16 protein-coding genes are annotated in these 16,646 nt (G+C 44.5%); 14 read left to right on the top strand and 2 right to left on the bottom strand.

The window, feature by feature from the left end; genetic code table 11:
* The first annotated feature begins 7 nt into the window (after positions 1–7).
* The 3 genes from BLT29_RS10885 (at position 8) to BLT29_RS13720 (ending at position 2,449) form a co-directional block, all read left to right on the top strand.
* Entirely contained in the window at positions 8–310 is a 303-nt protein-coding gene (locus BLT29_RS10885; RefSeq protein ID WP_090776411.1) for a YerC/YecD family TrpR-related protein, read from the top strand.
* Positions 311–455: 145 nt separating this feature from the next.
* Positions 456–2,201, top strand: coding sequence for an adenine deaminase (gene ade, locus BLT29_RS10880; protein WP_090776355.1), 1,746 nt, complete (start codon positions 456–458; stop codon positions 2,199–2,201).
* A gap of 155 nt (positions 2,202–2,356) precedes the next feature.
* On the top strand, positions 2,357–2,449 hold the full coding sequence (locus BLT29_RS13720; protein ID WP_245701239.1) for a putative holin-like toxin: 93 nt from the start codon (positions 2,357–2,359) through the stop codon (positions 2,447–2,449).
* A gap of 190 nt (positions 2,450–2,639) precedes the next feature.
* Here the strand turns inward: BLT29_RS13720 and BLT29_RS10875 are convergent, their stop codons facing one another.
* Positions 2,640–3,539 carry a hydroxymethylglutaryl-CoA lyase gene (locus BLT29_RS10875; protein ID WP_245701237.1) on the bottom strand — a complete coding sequence of 300 codons (900 nt, stop codon included), beginning with the start codon at positions 3,537–3,539 and terminating at the stop codon, positions 2,640–2,642.
* Between the two features lie 16 nt (positions 3,540–3,555).
* Positions 3,556–3,828 (bottom strand): hypothetical protein, encoded by a 273-nt coding sequence (locus BLT29_RS10870; RefSeq protein ID WP_090776353.1) that lies wholly within the window; start codon positions 3,826–3,828, stop codon positions 3,556–3,558.
* A 186-nt stretch (positions 3,829–4,014) separates the two neighbouring features.
* Between BLT29_RS10870 and BLT29_RS13925 the strand changes: the two genes are divergently transcribed.
* From BLT29_RS13925 to BLT29_RS13920, 11 genes are all read left to right on the top strand, one after another.
* The gene (locus BLT29_RS13925; protein ID WP_281241418.1) at positions 4,015–4,149 is read left to right on the top strand and encodes a hypothetical protein; all 135 of its coding nucleotides are present in this window, start codon (positions 4,015–4,017) and stop codon (positions 4,147–4,149) included.
* Between the two features lie 290 nt (positions 4,150–4,439).
* A complete protein-coding gene (gene pcrB, locus BLT29_RS10865; protein WP_090776352.1) occupies positions 4,440–5,135 on the top strand; it encodes a heptaprenylglyceryl phosphate synthase in 696 nt (231 codons plus the stop codon).
* Between the two features lie 15 nt (positions 5,136–5,150).
* Entirely contained in the window at positions 5,151–7,343 is a 2,193-nt protein-coding gene (gene pcrA, locus BLT29_RS10860) for a DNA helicase PcrA (RefSeq protein ID WP_090776351.1), read from the top strand.
* On the top strand, positions 7,340–9,391 hold the full coding sequence (gene ligA, locus BLT29_RS10855) for an NAD-dependent DNA ligase LigA (protein ID WP_176763898.1): 2,052 nt from the start codon (positions 7,340–7,342) through the stop codon (positions 9,389–9,391). The genes pcrA and ligA overlap by 4 nt, the downstream gene beginning before the upstream one ends.
* Complete coding sequence (locus tag BLT29_RS10850; RefSeq protein WP_090776349.1) at positions 9,388–10,584, top strand: CamS family sex pheromone protein; 1,197 nt, start codon at positions 9,388–9,390, stop codon at positions 10,582–10,584. The genes ligA and BLT29_RS10850 overlap by 4 nt, the downstream gene beginning before the upstream one ends.
* Before the next feature lie 101 nt (positions 10,585–10,685).
* On the top strand, positions 10,686–10,976 hold the full coding sequence (gatC, locus tag BLT29_RS10845) for an Asp-tRNA(Asn)/Glu-tRNA(Gln) amidotransferase subunit GatC (RefSeq protein ID WP_090776348.1): 291 nt from the start codon (positions 10,686–10,688) through the stop codon (positions 10,974–10,976).
* Between the two features lie 22 nt (positions 10,977–10,998).
* Positions 10,999–12,450, top strand: coding sequence for an Asp-tRNA(Asn)/Glu-tRNA(Gln) amidotransferase subunit GatA (gatA, locus tag BLT29_RS10840; RefSeq protein ID WP_090776347.1), 1,452 nt, complete (start codon positions 10,999–11,001; stop codon positions 12,448–12,450).
* A gap of 30 nt (positions 12,451–12,480) precedes the next feature.
* Positions 12,481–13,911, top strand: a complete 1,431-nt coding sequence (gene gatB, locus BLT29_RS10835; RefSeq protein WP_090776346.1) for an Asp-tRNA(Asn)/Glu-tRNA(Gln) amidotransferase subunit GatB — start codon at positions 12,481–12,483, stop codon at positions 13,909–13,911.
* A gap of 85 nt (positions 13,912–13,996) precedes the next feature.
* Positions 13,997–14,905: a diacylglycerol kinase gene (locus tag BLT29_RS10830; RefSeq protein WP_090776345.1), complete on the top strand. Its 909-nt coding sequence runs from the start codon at positions 13,997–13,999 to the stop codon at positions 14,903–14,905.
* Positions 14,906–14,967: 62 nt separating this feature from the next.
* On the top strand, positions 14,968–16,344 hold the full coding sequence (gene rlmD / locus BLT29_RS10825; RefSeq protein WP_090776344.1) for a 23S rRNA (uracil(1939)-C(5))-methyltransferase RlmD: 1,377 nt from the start codon (positions 14,968–14,970) through the stop codon (positions 16,342–16,344).
* Between the two features lie 67 nt (positions 16,345–16,411).
* On the top strand, positions 16,412–16,537 hold the full coding sequence (locus BLT29_RS13920) for a hypothetical protein (RefSeq protein WP_281241417.1): 126 nt from the start codon (positions 16,412–16,414) through the stop codon (positions 16,535–16,537).
* Positions 16,538–16,646: the final 109 nt, after the last annotated feature.

Below are 16,646 nucleotides of genomic sequence, written 5' to 3'. Positions count from 1 at the left end.
GATGGGTGTGCAAATTGACCGAGTGCGTGGAAAAGAAATGGATCAGTTTCTCAAAGCAGTGTTGGCATTAAAAAATATGGATGAGGCCTATGCTTTTTTCGACGACTTATGCACAATAAATGAGGTACAGGCATTCGCACAACGTTTAGAAGTAGGTCGCATGCTCGCGGCAAAGTGTACGTACCAAAAAATTGAACTGGAAACAGGTGCAAGCACGGCCACCATTTCACGTGTGAAGCGCGCAATGCAACATGGGAATGGGATGTATCAATTGACACTGGACCGTGTTCTAGATCCAAAGCGGAAATAAAACGGATGAGGCTCGAACGAGGTATGTAATCTACTTCGATTGAGCCTGTTTTGATGAGGAAGAATTTTAAAACATTACTAAAACAATAGCGTATATTGATGAAATCAGATACAATAAATATTAAAAAAGTAAAAGGAGCCCTGAAATGACAGAAAAGGGGAATGATCTGACAGCAAGATTGGCAGTAGCTAGTAAACAAATGAAAGCAGATACATTAATTATTAATGGTAAGTTAATTGATGTTTTTACATTAACCATTAGGGAAGATGCGATAGCGATTGTTGATGGTGTCATTGTTGGGATCGGTGATTATACAGATGCAGTGGAAATCATTGATGCGAAAGGACGCTATATTTGCCCAGCACTCATTGATGGACATGTTCATATTGAATCAGCGATGGTCACACCAGAGGCACTAGCAGAAATCCTCGTCCCACGTGGGGTGACAACAATTATGGCTGATCCACATGAGCTTGCCAATGTCGGTGGGGTCCCTGCGGTTGAATACATGGTCCAAGCAGCACGGGATTTGCCGCTTGATGTAAAAATGATGATGCCCTCAAGTGTTCCGGCAGCTTCGTTCGAAGAGAATGGTGCAACCGTGACAGCAAAAGACGTGGCAGCATTATTTGCAACAGATGGTGTATATGGTCTTGGAGAGGTGATGGATTATCCAGCTGTATTAAATGGAGATCCGGAAATGCTAGCGAAGTTGCAGGCGGCAAAAGATCATGGTGCGCCCATTGATGGACATGCGGCTGGACTGGCAGAGGAGGCGTTAAATGCATATGTCACAGCAGGCATTTACCGTGATCATGAAGCAGTGACGAAGGAAGAAGCAGAAGCGCGGATCAGTCTCGGCATGTATGTTCTTATGCGTGAAGGAACGGCAGCTCGAGATGTGGAGGCGTTACTTCCAGCCGTTACGCCTGCGAATGCGCGGCGGTTTGCTTTTGCGACAGATGACAAACATTTAGACGATCTCATTGAAGAAGGTAGCATTGATTTTAACGTTAAAAAGGCCATTTCTCTCGGGATGGAGCCACTCCAAGCGATTCAAATTGCTACATTGAATACCGCAGAATGTTTTAACCTACAGGGAAAAGGAGCGATCGCGCCAGGAAAAGAAGCGAGTTTTCTATTCCTATCTGATTTGGACTCATTTAGCGTAGAAGAAGTTTATGTGCGAGGGCAGCGTGTTGCCGAACAAGGAAGGCTGGTTCAGCCAATTCGGGACCGGCAACCAGTCCCATCCCCTCTCTTAAATAGTGTTCATGTCGCACCGTTTTCACTAGCAGACCTTGCGCTGCCATTACAGGGAACGGGACAAGCTCATGTCATTTGCGCATATCCAGGCTCGATTGTGACAGAAAAAAGAGTTGCGACTGTACCGATGACACTAGATGGACAATTTTGTCCGGATGGCACGTATGTGAAGCTCGTTGTCGTCGAACGTCATCGCGCGACTGGAAATATTGGTGTCGGCATTTTACAAGGAATCACATTTACTTCAGGTGCGCTTGTTTCCACCGTTGCCCATGATTCACACAATATTATTGCGTGCGGAACGGATGATGAAAGTATTTACCATGCGATGCAACATGTGATGGAAATTGGTGGTGGAATGGCAGTTGTGCAAGGGGACAAAATACTGGCATCGCTACCGTTGAAATTAGGTGGGTTGATGTCTACGGAGTCAGTTGGCGTTGTAAAAGAACAACTCAATACACTCCAAGCTGCCCTAAAACAAATTGGTTATGAAGCGGAAAAGGACCCATTTTTGACATTGGCATTTTTAGCGTTACCGGTTATTCCGTCATTGAAATTAACTTCGCGTGGATTATTCGATGTAGAAAAGTTTTCGTTTATTGATGTGGCGGTTAGTGAGTAATCGTACGACCGAAAACGACAAATAGCCGCACCTTGAGGGAGATGCTATTTGTCGTTTTCACTTGCGAAATGTTGTACACTGTGTGTTATACTAAAATGAGTTGAATAGACCATAATGAGGGCTGGCGTCATCTCCTGCGAAAGGAGGTGAGGCGTATGCTGACGGTATTTGAAACGTTATCGCTTATGATTTTGTTCGCGATGTACACGGTTCACGTCCTGTCACATGCAAAAGACAAAGAAAAATAAGCCCTCGTAACGAGTGCCTAGCTCTGGAGAGGGCTTACTGTTCACTTTATTGACGCTAGCGCCAAATGGTGATTCAACGCGCCAGTCGATGTATGACATCGGCTGGTCTTTTTTATTATATGCATTATATGATCATTATACACTTGCTATGACTAGATTTTCAAGTGTTTGCAACGAATGATATACATTTTCACGCCTCTGTTTGCGTACAGCTATTTTTTGGCACGTGCATCACCATACCAGGTAGTTTCTTTCCCATCCAAGTTTCCACTTGCTTTGCAATAGGGATGAGAGATTGTAAATCTATGCCGGTGTTGATGTTGCTTTGCTCGAATAAATGAACGAGGTCTTCTGTACACACATTACCGACAGCATTCGGCGCGTACGGGCAGCCCCCAAGTCCACCAATGGAAGCATCAAAATACCTCACCCCGGCTTCGTAGCCAGCAAGGGCATTGGCAAGACCTAAACCGCGCGTGTTGTGAAAATGAAGGCCGAGGGTAACGTCTTGTCCAAAAGTGCGATCAAAGGCGTGGATCATTTCTTTTACTTGATAAGGGTGTGCCATCCCTGTTGTATCACCGAGTACGATGTGAGAGACGCCGGCGGTTAAAAATGATTCAGTCATGTGAAGGACATCTTTTTGACTTACTGCTCCGCTAAATGGACAACCAAAAGACGTGGCGAGAATGGCGGTTACTGGGAGGTGTGCGCTTGCTTCTTTTGTTGCGGGCAGTAGTTGGGAAAGTCCTTCTTTTACGGAACGTTTCGCATTTTTTTGATTGAATGCGTCGCTGACAGCAATAGAAACGTGTAAATGGTCAATCGATGTTTTGAGCGCTCGTAAAATGCCGGTTGGATTTAATGCAAGTCCAGCGACAATGACGTGTGCAGGTGTGTTCCAATTGGCGAGCACTTCTTCTGCATCTTTCATTGCAGGAACTAGTTTAGGATGCACAAATGAAACCGCTTCCAGTTTTTTTATGCCTGTTGCAGCCAGTTGATCAAGCAGTGTAACTTTTTGTTCAGTTGTCAGTAAGACGGGTTCGTTTTGAAGCCCGTCCCGAACCCCAACTTCACAGATGACCATCATCATTCCTTCTTTCTCAATGGACTTGTAAGCTTAAATATCTAAAGAAAGTTACAGCAGACATCAGCAGTAGACCAATTAAATAAATGATCAAGGTTTTACGGGTTTGCGTATCATCATTTTTTAATATGTGCAAAATGAATAACGCAATCAATATAATATTAAGAAGCGAGACGAGGAAAAATCCAATCAAGGTCGTATATAATTGGGTAGAAGTGATGCCGATAAGGTTGATGACGAAACCGGCTAAAAACAAAAACAAGTAAGTGATCTTTAATGGCGACTTCATAAACTGCTCCTTAGTAAAAATGAATTACATTTATTTTAACATGGGGGAGATACAAATCGTCAATACTGTTTTGTCTTTTGCAAGAGATTTTTGATGACGCACGAAGAAAACTTTACGTGTTTTTCATATTGTCTCTACTTTTTGGGCATATACTGAAAGTGAAGGCTGAACGGAGGGGGCGCGTGCATGAAAGAAGAGGCTCGTTGCGATGGTGTATCGGAGCATATTTTCGTTGGTGCAGGTTGGGCGCTTTTGCTGAGTATACCGATGTGGGGTGGGATCATTTTTTTAGGCATGTTATTATGGCATGTATGCATGTGACGTTAAAAAATTGTTGACACTGATAATGATATTCGTTATCATTTAGAGGTGCAGAGGTTGGTGCAATAACAGTTCTGAAGCAAGGGCTGTTCATCGCTGTCTCTGACTTCTAAGATAAGATCCCCTTTTCACCTTTGCCTGCATATGGTAAAGGTCTTTTTTAGTTTTCTGTAAAAGAATTTTCTAAAGGATATGAGACGACATTCCCCGCGAAGTTTGGTATAATGACAGGCAAGAACGAACATGCGTACCGTCATGTTTGAAGGTGCAGTGAAAAGAGGATTTTGTACATGAAATATTATGATGAATGGCGTCATGTTTTTAAATTAGATCCAAACAAAGAAATAGATGATGACGCGCTTGCATTGGTATGTGAGTCAGGGACAGATGCGGTGATTGTTGGTGGCACGGACGGTGTGACGCTTGATCGTACGCTATCGTTGCTCGCGCGAGTGCGCCGTTTTCCAGTTACGTGTGCGCTGGAAGTATCGACGCTCTCAGCAGTGACCCCCGGGTTTGATCATTATTTAATCCCCGCTGTCATGAACAGCACCGATGTGAAGTGGTTTGTTGGAAAGCATCATGAAGCGGTGAAAGTGTATGGTGAGTTGATAGATTGGGAAGAAGTGCTTGTGGAAGGGTATTGTGTGTTAAATGATAAGGCAAAAGTAGCGCAAAAAACAACAGCTAATACGGCGCTTACGACAGAAGATGTGCTCGCCTATGCCCGTCTTGCTGATAAAATGTATCGCTTTCCGTTTTTCTACTTAGAGTATAGTGGTGTGCTTGGATCGAAGGCACTCGTGGAGCAAGTACGTGAAGTGTTGACAGAGACAAAGCTTATTTATGGTGGTGGGATTAAAACGGCAGCGGAGGCAGCGGCGTTTGCGGCTTATGCCGATGTTGTTGTTGTCGGTAACGCCATTTATGAACAATTGGAAGAAGCGCTAAAAACGGTCGAGGCTGTGCGCGCGCAAAAGGCATGATAAGGTGGTGGTCATATGCAGGAAACAACGATTGAACAAATGATTGCAAAGTTAAATGAGCGTCAACAGCAAGCAGTCCGACATACGGAGGGACCACTTTTACTTATGGCTGGCGCTGGGAGTGGGAAAACACGTGTACTAACGCACCGTATTAGTTATTTGTTGCAACATGTTGGCGTGAAGCCGTGGTCTGTCCTTGCGATCACATTTACGAATAAAGCCGCAAATGAGATGAAAGAACGGGTGGCATCGCTCGTTGGTCCACCAGCAGAAGACATTTGGATTTCAACGTTTCATTCGATGTGTGTACGGATCTTACGACGTGATATTGACCGGATTGGCTACGAGCGGAATTTTACGATCTTAGATACGTCTGACCAAATATCGGTCATCAAGCAAATTTTAAAAAAGCAAAATGTTGACCCTAAAAAATTTGCACCTAAAGCGTTGTTAGGTACGATTTCCAGCGCAAAAAATGATTTGAAAACGCCAAAGCAATTTTTAAAAGAGGCGACTGACTTATATGCACAAGTAGCAGCCGATGTATATATTGACTATACAGAGCGCCTGCAGCAAAATAACGCACTAGATTTTGATGACTTGATTATGAAGACGATTCAATTGTTTCACGATGTACCAGAAGTGCTCGAATTTTACCAGCGTAAATTTCGTTACATTCATGTTGATGAGTACCAAGACACGAACAAAGCGCAGTATCAGCTCGTGCAAATGTTAGGTGCATTATCACGGAATGTGTGCGTTGTTGGTGACGCCGATCAGTCGATCTATCGTTGGCGCGGGGCAGACATGACGAATATTTTATCATTTGAAGAAGATTATCCAGATGCAACGGTCATTTTATTAGAACAAAATTACCGCTCAACAAAAACGATTTTACAAGCTGCAAATGAAGTCATTGCGAACAATATGACGCGGAAGCCGAAAAATTTATGGACGGAAAATGATGCTGGTGCGAAAATTCGGGTGTATGAGGCAGAAACAGAACAGGACGAGGCCATTTTTGTGACGGGAGAAATTGTGGACGCTGTCCGTCAACGGGGTTATGAATATCGGCATATTGCCGTATTATATCGCACGAATGCGCAATCTCGTATGATTGAGGAGCAATTTGTCCAGTCTAATATTACTTATCAAATGGTTGGTGGGACAAAGTTTTACGAGCGAAAAGAAATTAAAGATATGCTTGCTTACTTGCGGATTGTATCAAACCCAAATGATGACATGAGTTTTCAGCGGGTTGTCAATGTGCCAAAGCGTGGGATCGGTCTGGCGACGGTTGAAAAAGTTGCTACGTATGCTGAAATGAATGACATGTCAATGTTTGCCGCATTAGATGAGTTAGAACATATTGGTATCACAGCGCGTGCGCGAACGAAGTTACTGGAATTTCGCGACTTGGTAAGGCAGTGGATGCGGCAACAGGAGGAAATTTCTGTCACCGAATTAACTGAAGGATTGCTAGATACAACCGGTTACCGACAAATGTTACAAAGTGAACAAACAATTGAAGCGAATTCGCGGTTGGAGAATATTGATGAGCTTTTAACAGTGACACAAGCATTTGAAGGGCGGAGCGAAGATCGGAGCTTAGTCGCATTTTTGACGGATTTGGCACTTGTGGCAGATATTGATCAGCTTGATGAAGATGAAAAAGAGAACCAATCAGCAGTAACATTAATGACGTTGCACGCAGCAAAAGGGTTGGAATTTCCGCTCGTCTTTTTAATTGGGATGGAAGAAGGTGTCTTCCCACATAACCGATCTTTGTTTGACACGGAGGAAATGGAAGAAGAGCGCCGTCTTGCCTATGTCGGGATGACGCGAGCAGAGAAGGAATTGTATTTAACGAGTGCGAAAATGCGGACGTTGTATGGGCGAACGCAAGTGAACCCTCGTTCTCGTTTTATTAGTGAAGTACCCACCACATTGCTTGATACGCAGGCAAAAGATGAACCTTTTTTACAGTCTGTTTCTGCGTCTCCTTTTATACGGACGCGTCCAGTGACGACAGGTGGAGAAAGATTCGCATGGCAGACCGGTGACAAAGCGCGCCATAAAAAATGGGGTGTTGGTACGGTCGTTAGTATTAAAGGAGACGGCGATGATGTCACATTAGATATCGCCTTTCCATCGCCAACGGGAATGAAGCGGTTGTTTGCAAAATTTGCTCCGATCACGAAAGAATGAGGAAGGTAGGGAAAAAGGTGGACAAGCGTGAAGCAGAAGTGAGATTGCAGCAACTTAAGAAACAGTTAAATAAATATAATGAGCAATACCATGTACATGATGCGCCGGAAGTGTCTGATGTCGTGTATGATCAATTGTTTCACGAGCTGCTTGCATTGGAAGAAGCATTCCCGTCGCTTGTAACTGATGATTCCCCGAGCACTCGGATCGGGGGAAAACCGCTTAAAGCTTTTACAAAAGTGCACCATCGTGTACCGATGTTAAGCTTAGGGAACGCGTTTTCTTCACAAACACTACGTGAATTTGATGAGCGCATTCGTCACGCATTAGAGGAAGATGTTGCTTATGCATGTGAGTTGAAGTTTGACGGTTTAGCTGTGTCTCTCACATACGAAGAAGGTAGACTGATCCGTGGAGCCACGCGGGGAGACGGGACAACAGGTGAAGACATTACGCGTAATTTAAAGACGATTACAGACATCCCGCTCGTCCTTAGGCAGCCTGTCTCTATCGAAGTGCGTGGTGAAGCGTATATGCCAAAAAAAGCTTTTGTGGCGCTGAATGAAGCACGTCTCTTAGCTGAAGAGGCGCCATTTATGAACCCTCGGAATGCCGCGGCAGGATCACTGCGGCAACTTGATCCGAAGGCAGTGGCAAAACGAAAGCTTGCATTTTTTGCTTACGGGCTTGTTGGGGAAGGACTAGGTGCCCCAATATCTCAATATGAGCGACTACGTTATTTACACCAACTAGGCTTTAGGGTGAATAAGGAGGCTGCGCGTTGTGAAACAATTGACGACGTGATTTCTTACGTTGAAAAGCAACAAGTCGCGCGACACGAGTTGCCGTATGAAATAGATGGGGTTGTTGTGAAAGTTGACGCGCTCCCACAACAAGAACGGTTAGGTTTTACCGCGAGAAGCCCACGCTGGGCGATCGCATTCAAATTTCCAGCAGAAGAAGTGACGACAACATTGCAGGCGATTGAATTAAATGTCGGTCGAACAGGCGTAGTGACACCGACAGCCCAACTGGCGCCAGTACTCGTTGCAGGGACGACAGTCCAGCGGGCATCACTTCACAATGAAGACTTCATTCGGCAAAAAGATGTACGCATTGGTGATACGGTCATGATTAGAAAAGCGGGCGATATCATTCCAGAAGTTGTTGCTGTTGTAGAGGCGCAGCGAACCGGAAAAGAAAAAGTGTTTGAAATGCCACGTGTATGTCCGGAATGTGAGAGTGAGCTTGTCCGTCTAGACGAAGAAGTCGCTTTACGGTGCATCAACCCAATGTGTCCAGCACAAATTCGTGAAGGCATGATTCATTTTGTCTCGCGTCAAGCGATGAATATTGATGGTGTGGGCGAGAAAGTGATTAGCCAACTGTTTGCCCATAACTTGATTCAGGATGTATCTGACTTATATTGTTTAGATAAACAAGCGTTGCTAGCGCTCCCGCGTATGGGTGAAAAATCGGTCACACAGATGCTTCATGCAATTGAAGCATCGAAGAAAAACTCGCTTGAGCGCTTAATTTTTGCACTAGGTATTCGTTTCATTGGCTTCAAAGCATCCCAGACGTTGGCACGTACATTTAAGACGATGGATGAGCTTAGAACCGCCTCGGAAGAATCGTTAATTGCAGTTGAGGAAATCGGCGCAAAAATGGCTGCATCGCTCGTGGCGTATTTTTCAAATGAAAAAGCGCAAGCACTGTTAGAAAAGCTGCGCGCGTACGGTGTAAATATGACCTATTTAGGTGCCACAAGTGAATCCGTATCCTCCGATACCATTTTTGCAGGAAAAACGGTTGTATTAACGGGGAAATTAACAGCATGGACACGAGATGAAGCAAAAGAGGCAATCGAAAGGCTTGGTGGCAAAGTGACAGGCAGTGTGAGTAAAAATACAGACCTCGTCATTGCCGGTGAGGATGCAGGGTCAAAGAAAGCGAAAGCAGAGAGTTTAGGAGTAGACATCTGGACAGAGACTGATTTCAGTGAGGCGATAGCAACATTGACGGAAAAGGAGACGGAATCGAAATGAAACGCTTGAGTATCATGGGGCTTGTAAGTATGCTCATTTTATCTGGTTGCGGTTGGTTCGAGTCAAAAGATAAACAAGAGAAACAAAAAGAAGTGATGCCTACAGAGGACCTTGATGTGACTTCAACTGTTGAGGCAGCAGAGAGTTATTATCGGAGCATTCGTAAAGACGGGCAATATGTTCATGGAGACACGAGGGGGGTAGGTGCTTCTTCTGTCGCGACGCAAACTGATTTAAATTGGTTAGAGATGGGATTGCAACAAATTGCCCAAGAACACTTCGATATTGAACATTATTATTTTCAAGAAGGTGCCTACATTCAGCGCGAGGAAGTAGAGGCGTGGTTGAAACGAGACGGGGAAGGGGAAGAAGAAGCAGCTTCTCTTGGATTAAATCCCCCTCTAGGTGAAGGTGATAGTCGGAAAAAGCAAGAGGAGAATAGCCCATTAATTGTGTCTCGGCTGCTAGAGCATAATTATGTAACGAAAGATAAAGACGATGTGTACGAGATGGGTGGGATTGTCATTGGAATTGCACTGAATCAAGTGTATCAATACCGCTTTAGGGACGACAATAATAACGTTGTTACAGGCAAAACAGAAGTTGAGAAAGCAGAGCGAGAGAAAAAAGGCATGGAAGCCGCTGAAAAGATTGTTCAACGTATGCGTGAAAAACCACTCAATCCAGAGGCGTCTGAAGGAGAAGAGGGTCCGACGTTGGCAGATGTGCCAATTGTGATTGCATTATTTGAGGAATCTGAAGGACAGTCTGTAACGACCGGTCATTTCTTCAAAGTAGCTGTAGACACGCCAGGAAAAGGGCTTGAGTGGTCTGACATCAAGCAAAGAAATCTTTACTTCCCTTCAGCAGCAGCAACGGAAGAAAAACGTGACGATGCTGAGCACTTCGATCGTTTTCAAGAAGATATTCAAGCATTCTCTGAAAATCAAGTTGGTGTCGTTGGGCGTGCGCGCTATGAAAACAACCACCTTGCAAAATTGGTTATCGACTTAAACATCCAATACCATGGTAAGACTGAAGTGGTTGCGTTGACGCAATATGTGGCTGAACTAGTGAAGAAGTATTATAAAAACGCCCTTGTGGATGTCAATGTGTCGGCAATGACAGGGGAGCTAGAAAGCGTCATTTCGCATGAACCGAAGAAAGAGCCGTTCATGTATATTGTCAATTAAGTATGTGGAAGTAATTATTTGCGGCATTTTGTTGCCTTTTTGCACCTGCATTGGTATCATGAGTCATATTGTCAACAGTTTTGAAGTAAGGAGTGGGACGATTGTCAACAATTTCTAAAGAACAAGTGAAGCATGTGGCACACTTGGCTCGTTTAGCCATGAGCGAAGAGGAAGTTACACGTTTCCAAGGGCAGCTTGAGAAAATCATTACATTTGCAGAACAATTAAATGAAGTCAACACGGACGGTGTAAAACCAATGACACATGCGTTTGAATCACGTAATGTGCTACGCGAGGATACACCTGAAAAAGGATTACCGGTTGAAGACGTATTAAAGAATGCACCTGACCATGAGGCGGGACAAATTCGGGTGCCTTCTGTATTTTCATAAACAGGAGAGAGGGGGGTTTAGCATGTCATTATTTGATCATTCATTGAGAGAATTGCAACAAAAATTAACTGCGAAAGAGATTTCCGTTACAGACTTAGTCGATACGTCTTACCGGCGTATTGCAGAAGTTGATGATAAAGTGTCAGCGTTTTTAATACTGGACGAAGCGCGCGCGCGTGCAGCGGCAAAACAGTTGGATGATGCGATTGCCACTGATAAAAGCATGCTTTTCGGTTTGCCGATTGGTATTAAAGATAATATTGTAACGAAAGATTTAAAAACAACATGTGCAAGTAAAATTCTTGATGGTTTTGAGCCGATTTATGATGCGACGGTGATGCATAAACTTGACGATGCGCAAGCGATCACGATTGGAAAGTTAAATATGGATGAATTTGCGATGGGTTCGTCCAATGAAACGTCGGCATTTGGCGTGACGAAAAACCCGTGGAACACAGCGTATGTTCCAGGTGGTTCAAGTGGTGGTTCAGCGGCAGCGGTTGCGGCTGGAGAAGTGCTATGTAGTTTAGGATCTGATACAGGGGGGTCAATTCGCCAACCTGCATCGTATTGTGGGGTTGTTGGTTTAAAGCCTACATATGGACGGGTATCACGGTTTGGGTTGATCGCATTTGCATCATCACTAGACCAAATTGGCCCATTAACGAGAACCGTTGCTGATAATGCCCATGTACTAGAGGTGATTTCCGGTCATTGTACAGCTGACGCTACCTCGGCGAATGTGCCAGTTCCGGCTTTTAGTGAAGCATTAACTGGAGACGTTCGCGGCTTACGAATTGCGGTACCAGCAGAATATATGGGTGAAGGCGTCGACGATGCCGTCAAGCAGTCGGTACGCGATGCTCTACATGTATTAGAAGGACTTGGAGCGATTGTAGAAGAAGTATCACTTCCGCACTCAAAGTATGCATTAGCGACGTATTATTTAATTGCTTCTTCAGAGGCGTCTTCAAACTTGGCTCGTTTCGATGGTGTACGCTACGGTTACCGCACTGAAAATGCGGAGGATTTACTTGACATGTATTTGAAAACACGGGCAGAAGGTTTCGGCGAAGAAGTGAAGCGGCGCTTAATGCTCGGGACATTTGCACTTAGTACCGGTTTTTACGATGCCTATTATAAAAAGGCCCAACAAGTGAGAGCACTTATTAAGCAAGATTTCGATGAAGTTTTCTCTCGTTTTGATGTTATCATTGGCCCAACAACGCCGACGCCGGCATTCCGTATTGGCGAGAAAATAGATGATCCTCTTACGATGTATGCCAATGACTTACTGACGATTCCGGTGAACTTAGCGGGTGTACCGGCGATTTCTGTACCATGTGGTTTTCAAGCGGGGTTACCACTTGGATTACAAATCATCGGGAAACATTTTGACGAAGAAACGATTTATCGCGTCGCTGATGCGTATGAACAAGCGACAGGGTTTACGAAAGAAAAGCCGGCGCTATAAAACAGATGAAACGGTAAGGAGGGAATCGGCATGAAGTTTGAAACTGTGATCGGCTTAGAAGTGCATGTGGAGTTAAAAACAGAATCAAAAATATTTTCGGCAAGCCCAAACCATTTTGGGGCTGCACCGAACACGAATACAAGTGTAATTGATTTAGGCTATCCAGGGGTATTACCAGTATTAAACAAAAAAGCGGTTGACTATGCGATGAAAGCAGCAATGGCACTCAATTGCCAAATTGCGACGGACACAAAATTTGACCGTAAAAACTACTTCTATCCAGATAATCCAAAGGCATATCAAATTTCTCAATTTGACAAACCGATTGGTGAACATGGGTGGATTGAAATTGAAGTTGAAGGTGTTAAAAAACGTATTGGCGTGACCCGGGTGCATTTAGAAGAGGATGCGGGGAAGATGACACACGGCGCCGACGGTTATTCGCTCGTTGATTACAATCGCCAAGGAACACCACTTATCGAAATTGTGTCAGAACCAGATATTCGTACTCCTGCTGAGGCGTATGCCTATTTAGAGAAGCTAAAGGCGATTATCCAATATACAAGTGTATCTGATTGTAAAATGGAAGAAGGTTCACTTCGTTGCGACGCAAACTTGTCTCTCCGTCCAGTTGGACAAGAAGCGTTTGGGACAAAAACAGAACTAAAGAACTTGAACTCTTTTAACTTTGTACGTAAAGGGTTAGAATATGAGGAGAGACGCCAAGCGGAAGTGCTTCGGGCAGGCGGTGTCATTCATCAAGAAACACGGCGTTATGATGAAGCGAAGCAACAAACCATTTTAATGCGTGTCAAAGAAGGATCGGATGACTATCGTTATTTTCCAGAGCCAGATTTGGTACCACTTCACATCGACGATGCATGGAAAGAGCGTGTCCGCGCCGAGATCCCAGAACTTCCGGATGAAAGAAAGGCACGTTATATCTCAGAACTAGGACTATCTCAGTACGATGCGCACGTACTAACACTAACAAAAGAGATGTCGGACTTCTTTGAGGGATCAGTTGCCAATGGTGCAGATGCGAAGCTTGTAGCGAATTGGCTTATGAGTGATATTCTTGCTTATATGAACGCTAAGCAAATTGAGCTTGATGACACTGCGTTAACACCAGTGGGGCTGTCAAGGATGATTAAGCTCATTTCTGCAGGAACAATCTCATCAAAAATTGCCAAGGAAGTCATGAAAGAACTCCTCGAACATGGCGGCCATCCTGAACAAATCGTCAAAGAGAAAGGCCTTGTGCAAATCTCTGATGAAGGCGAGTTACGACAAATTATTGGAAAGATTTTAGATGAGAATGAGCAATCGATCATTGATTACCGTGGTGGGAAAGACCGCGCCCTGAAATACCTTGTCGGTCAAACGATGAAAGCAACGAAAGGGAAAGCCAACCCACCAATGGTCAATAAGTTGTTGCTTGAAGAAATAGCGAAGCGATAAAAATGTTTTAAAGGAGCGGGCAACGGTTGAAACAGAGGAAAAGATGTTTCAACCTCCTGCACCTTTAATAAAGTAGGGATGAACAATGAAACGAGCAAGAGTCATCTATAACCCAACTGCGGGGCGTGAGCAGCTACGCAAAAACCTTGCCTATATTTTAGAACGACTTGAACGAGCAGGATATGAAGCTTCTGCGCACGCAACCACACCAAAAGAAGGCTGTGCCAAGGAAGCAGCACGTCTAGCTGGAGAACGTGGATTTGACGTTGTCATTGCGGCAGGTGGAGATGGGACGATTTTTGAGGTCGTGAATGGACTAGCAACGTTACCCGAACGCCCGATGCTCGGGATTATTCCCGCCGGTACGACAAATGACTTTGCACGCGCATTGACAATTGCTAAGGACATTGAAAAAGCATGCGATGTGCTATGTGAAGGGTATTATGAACCCATTGATATTGGCGCGATTAATGATAAATTTTTTATTAACATTGCCGCAGCAGGTTCATTAACTGAGCTGACCTATGAAGTACCAAGTAAAATGAAGACGATGGTCGGGCAACTTGCTTATTACTTGAAAGGGATTGAGAAGCTCCCGCAAATTAAGCCAACGTCTGTGCGTATTACGTATGATAACCATGTATTTGAAGGTGAGATTATGACATTGCTCATTGCAAATACAAATTCTATTGGTGGGTTTGAAAAGCTATGTCCAGGAGCATCTTTGCAAGATGGTTTGTTTGACCTGCTCATTGTGCAGAAAACGACATTTCCAGAATTTTTGCATGTAGCATCACTCGCGATGCGCGGGGATCATCTTTCGCACCCTAAATTGTTACATATACAGGCAAAGCAAGTGACGGTTGAAGTGTTGCAAGGTGCCGAAATGCAACTCAACTTAGATGGTGAACGCGGTGGTGTGTTGCCTGCTAAATTTACAAATTTGCATCATCATTTTCAAATGTTGATGCCTAGAGTAAGAACGCGGAAATAAATAGACACTGGTGTGAAAAAGCCAGTGTTTTTGTATGACTCGAAGATGAGGCGGGATGAATGATGAAAAAAGCCAAGCCCCCGGTCCAGAAGAATGAAACATTGACGGTGACAATTGAAGATTTGACCCATGATGGTGCAGGGGTTGCAAAAGTGGATGGTTATGCGCTCTTTGTTCCAAACGCACTACCAGGGGAGTCAGTGGATATTAAAGTGGTGAAGGCAAACAAAGGCTATGGATTTGCACGTTTACTGGAGATAAATGTGGAAAGTTCAGCGCGTGTAAAGCCGCCATGCCCGATTTTTGACCGCTGTGGGGGTTGCCAAATTCAGCATCTGGCTCAACATGCACAGCGTTCTTACAAACAAAAACAAGTCAAAGATGTACTTGCACGTATTGCAAACCAGCCAGATGTACCCGTGGAGACGACAATTGGGATGGATGAACCGTGGAACTATCGCAATAAAGCACAAGTTCCTGTTGCCAGTCAACATGGAAAGTTTGTTGCTGGTTTTTATGCGAAGAGAAGTCATACCATTGTTGATATGGATACGTGCCCGATCCAAGAAGAAGCAAATGACCACGCGGTGCAAGTGGTAAAAAGGCTCGCCAAACAGTACGGGATCACACCATACAATGAGGACAAGCACAGTGGTTGTTTACGACATATTGTGACCCGTGTTGGGAAGGTTACCGGACAAGTCATGGTTGTCCTCGTAACAAAAGATAAAAAGCTCCCTCATCAAGCGGCGCTCATCCGTGAAATCCGCGAGCATGTTCCTGAAGTTGTTTCGATTGTACATAATATGAATGCTGCCCGCACGAATGTGATTTTTGGAGAAGAGACGCACATTTTGTGGGGAGAAAGTCACGTGTATGATGAGCTACTTGGCATTCGCTTTGCCATTTCAGCGCGCTCCTTTTACCAAGTGAATCACGCGCAAACAGAGCGACTTTACCGGCAGGCGCTCGCGTATGCCGAATTAACTGGGACAGAGACAGTCATTGATGCGTATTGCGGAATTGGCACATTGACGCTATGCTTAGCGAAACAAGCCAAGCATGTGTACGGCGTGGAAATCGTTCCTGAAGCGATCACCGATGCGAAGTATAATGCGAAAATGAATCATATTGAGAACGTCGACTTTGTTGTCGGCGAAGCAGAGAAAGTGATGCCGTGGTGGTATGCACAAGGCATTCGTCCAGACGTCATCGTGGTCGATCCACCACGAAAAGGGTGTGATGAGGCGTTGTTGCAAGCAATGGTGGCGATGAAACCGAAGCGGATCGTCTATGTATCGTGTAATCCGGGCACGCTTGCGCGGGATATAAAATTGTTGTCAGAAGAAGGTGGGTACAAGGTAGATGTCGTGCAACCTGTTGATATGTTCCCGCAGACGACGCATGTGGAGTGTGTGGCGAAGTTGACGCTTATGTAGACGGGGAATTTAGGAGGCTAAATATAAACATTGGAATTGAGTCAGGCTGTAAACTAGGGGGATAAAGATGATTGTTGTAGAGTTTTTGTTAAGTTTATCGATCACTTTTTTTATTGTGGTGTTATGCAAAGGTATCTTGGATGAGATACTCGGATCGGTAAAACAGTTAAAAGCCTCATCATGGGAGCAATAACAATCGCTCTCATCATCAATTTCCCGTTATTTTTAGCAAGATTTTTAGCAGAAACGTTTTTGTGATAAGTTCTTTGACCTCGTTCCACCACATACGGGGTCTTTTTTAT

This window comes from Shouchella lonarensis, assembly GCF_900096965.1.
In the GTDB taxonomy this organism is placed as follows: Bacteria; Bacillota; Bacilli; order Bacillales; family Bacillaceae_D; genus Shouchella; species Shouchella lonarensis.
The sequence above is the reverse complement of the archived record's forward strand: the minus strand, read 5'-3'. Positions and strand labels throughout refer to the sequence as shown.

Coding starts and splice junctions, on each gene's coding strand:
- BLT29_RS10870 (WP_090776353.1), bottom strand. CDS start 3,828: ATGAAGTCGCCATTAAAGATCACTTACTTGTTTTTGTTTTTAGCCGGT.
- pcrA (WP_090776351.1), top strand. CDS start 5,151: ATGCAGGAAACAACGATTGAACAAATGATTGCAAAGTTAAATGAGCGT.
- BLT29_RS10875 (WP_245701237.1), bottom strand. CDS start 3,539: ATGGTCATCTGTGAAGTTGGGGTTCGGGACGGGCTTCAAAACGAACCC.
- BLT29_RS13720 (WP_245701239.1), top strand. CDS start 2,357: ATGCTGACGGTATTTGAAACGTTATCGCTTATGATTTTGTTCGCGATG.
- BLT29_RS13920 (WP_281241417.1), top strand. CDS start 16,412: ATGATTGTTGTAGAGTTTTTGTTAAGTTTATCGATCACTTTTTTTATT.
- gatA (WP_090776347.1), top strand. CDS start 10,999: ATGTCATTATTTGATCATTCATTGAGAGAATTGCAACAAAAATTAACT.
- BLT29_RS10830 (WP_090776345.1), top strand. CDS start 13,997: ATGAAACGAGCAAGAGTCATCTATAACCCAACTGCGGGGCGTGAGCAG.
- gatB (WP_090776346.1), top strand. CDS start 12,481: ATGAAGTTTGAAACTGTGATCGGCTTAGAAGTGCATGTGGAGTTAAAA.
- BLT29_RS10850 (WP_090776349.1), top strand. CDS start 9,388: ATGAAACGCTTGAGTATCATGGGGCTTGTAAGTATGCTCATTTTATCT.
- ade (WP_090776355.1), top strand. CDS start 456: ATGACAGAAAAGGGGAATGATCTGACAGCAAGATTGGCAGTAGCTAGT.
- ligA (WP_176763898.1), top strand. CDS start 7,340: ATGAGGAAGGTAGGGAAAAAGGTGGACAAGCGTGAAGCAGAAGTGAGA.
- BLT29_RS13925 (WP_281241418.1), top strand. CDS start 4,015: ATGAAAGAAGAGGCTCGTTGCGATGGTGTATCGGAGCATATTTTCGTT.
- pcrB (WP_090776352.1), top strand. CDS start 4,440: ATGAAATATTATGATGAATGGCGTCATGTTTTTAAATTAGATCCAAAC.
- rlmD (WP_090776344.1), top strand. CDS start 14,968: ATGAAAAAAGCCAAGCCCCCGGTCCAGAAGAATGAAACATTGACGGTG.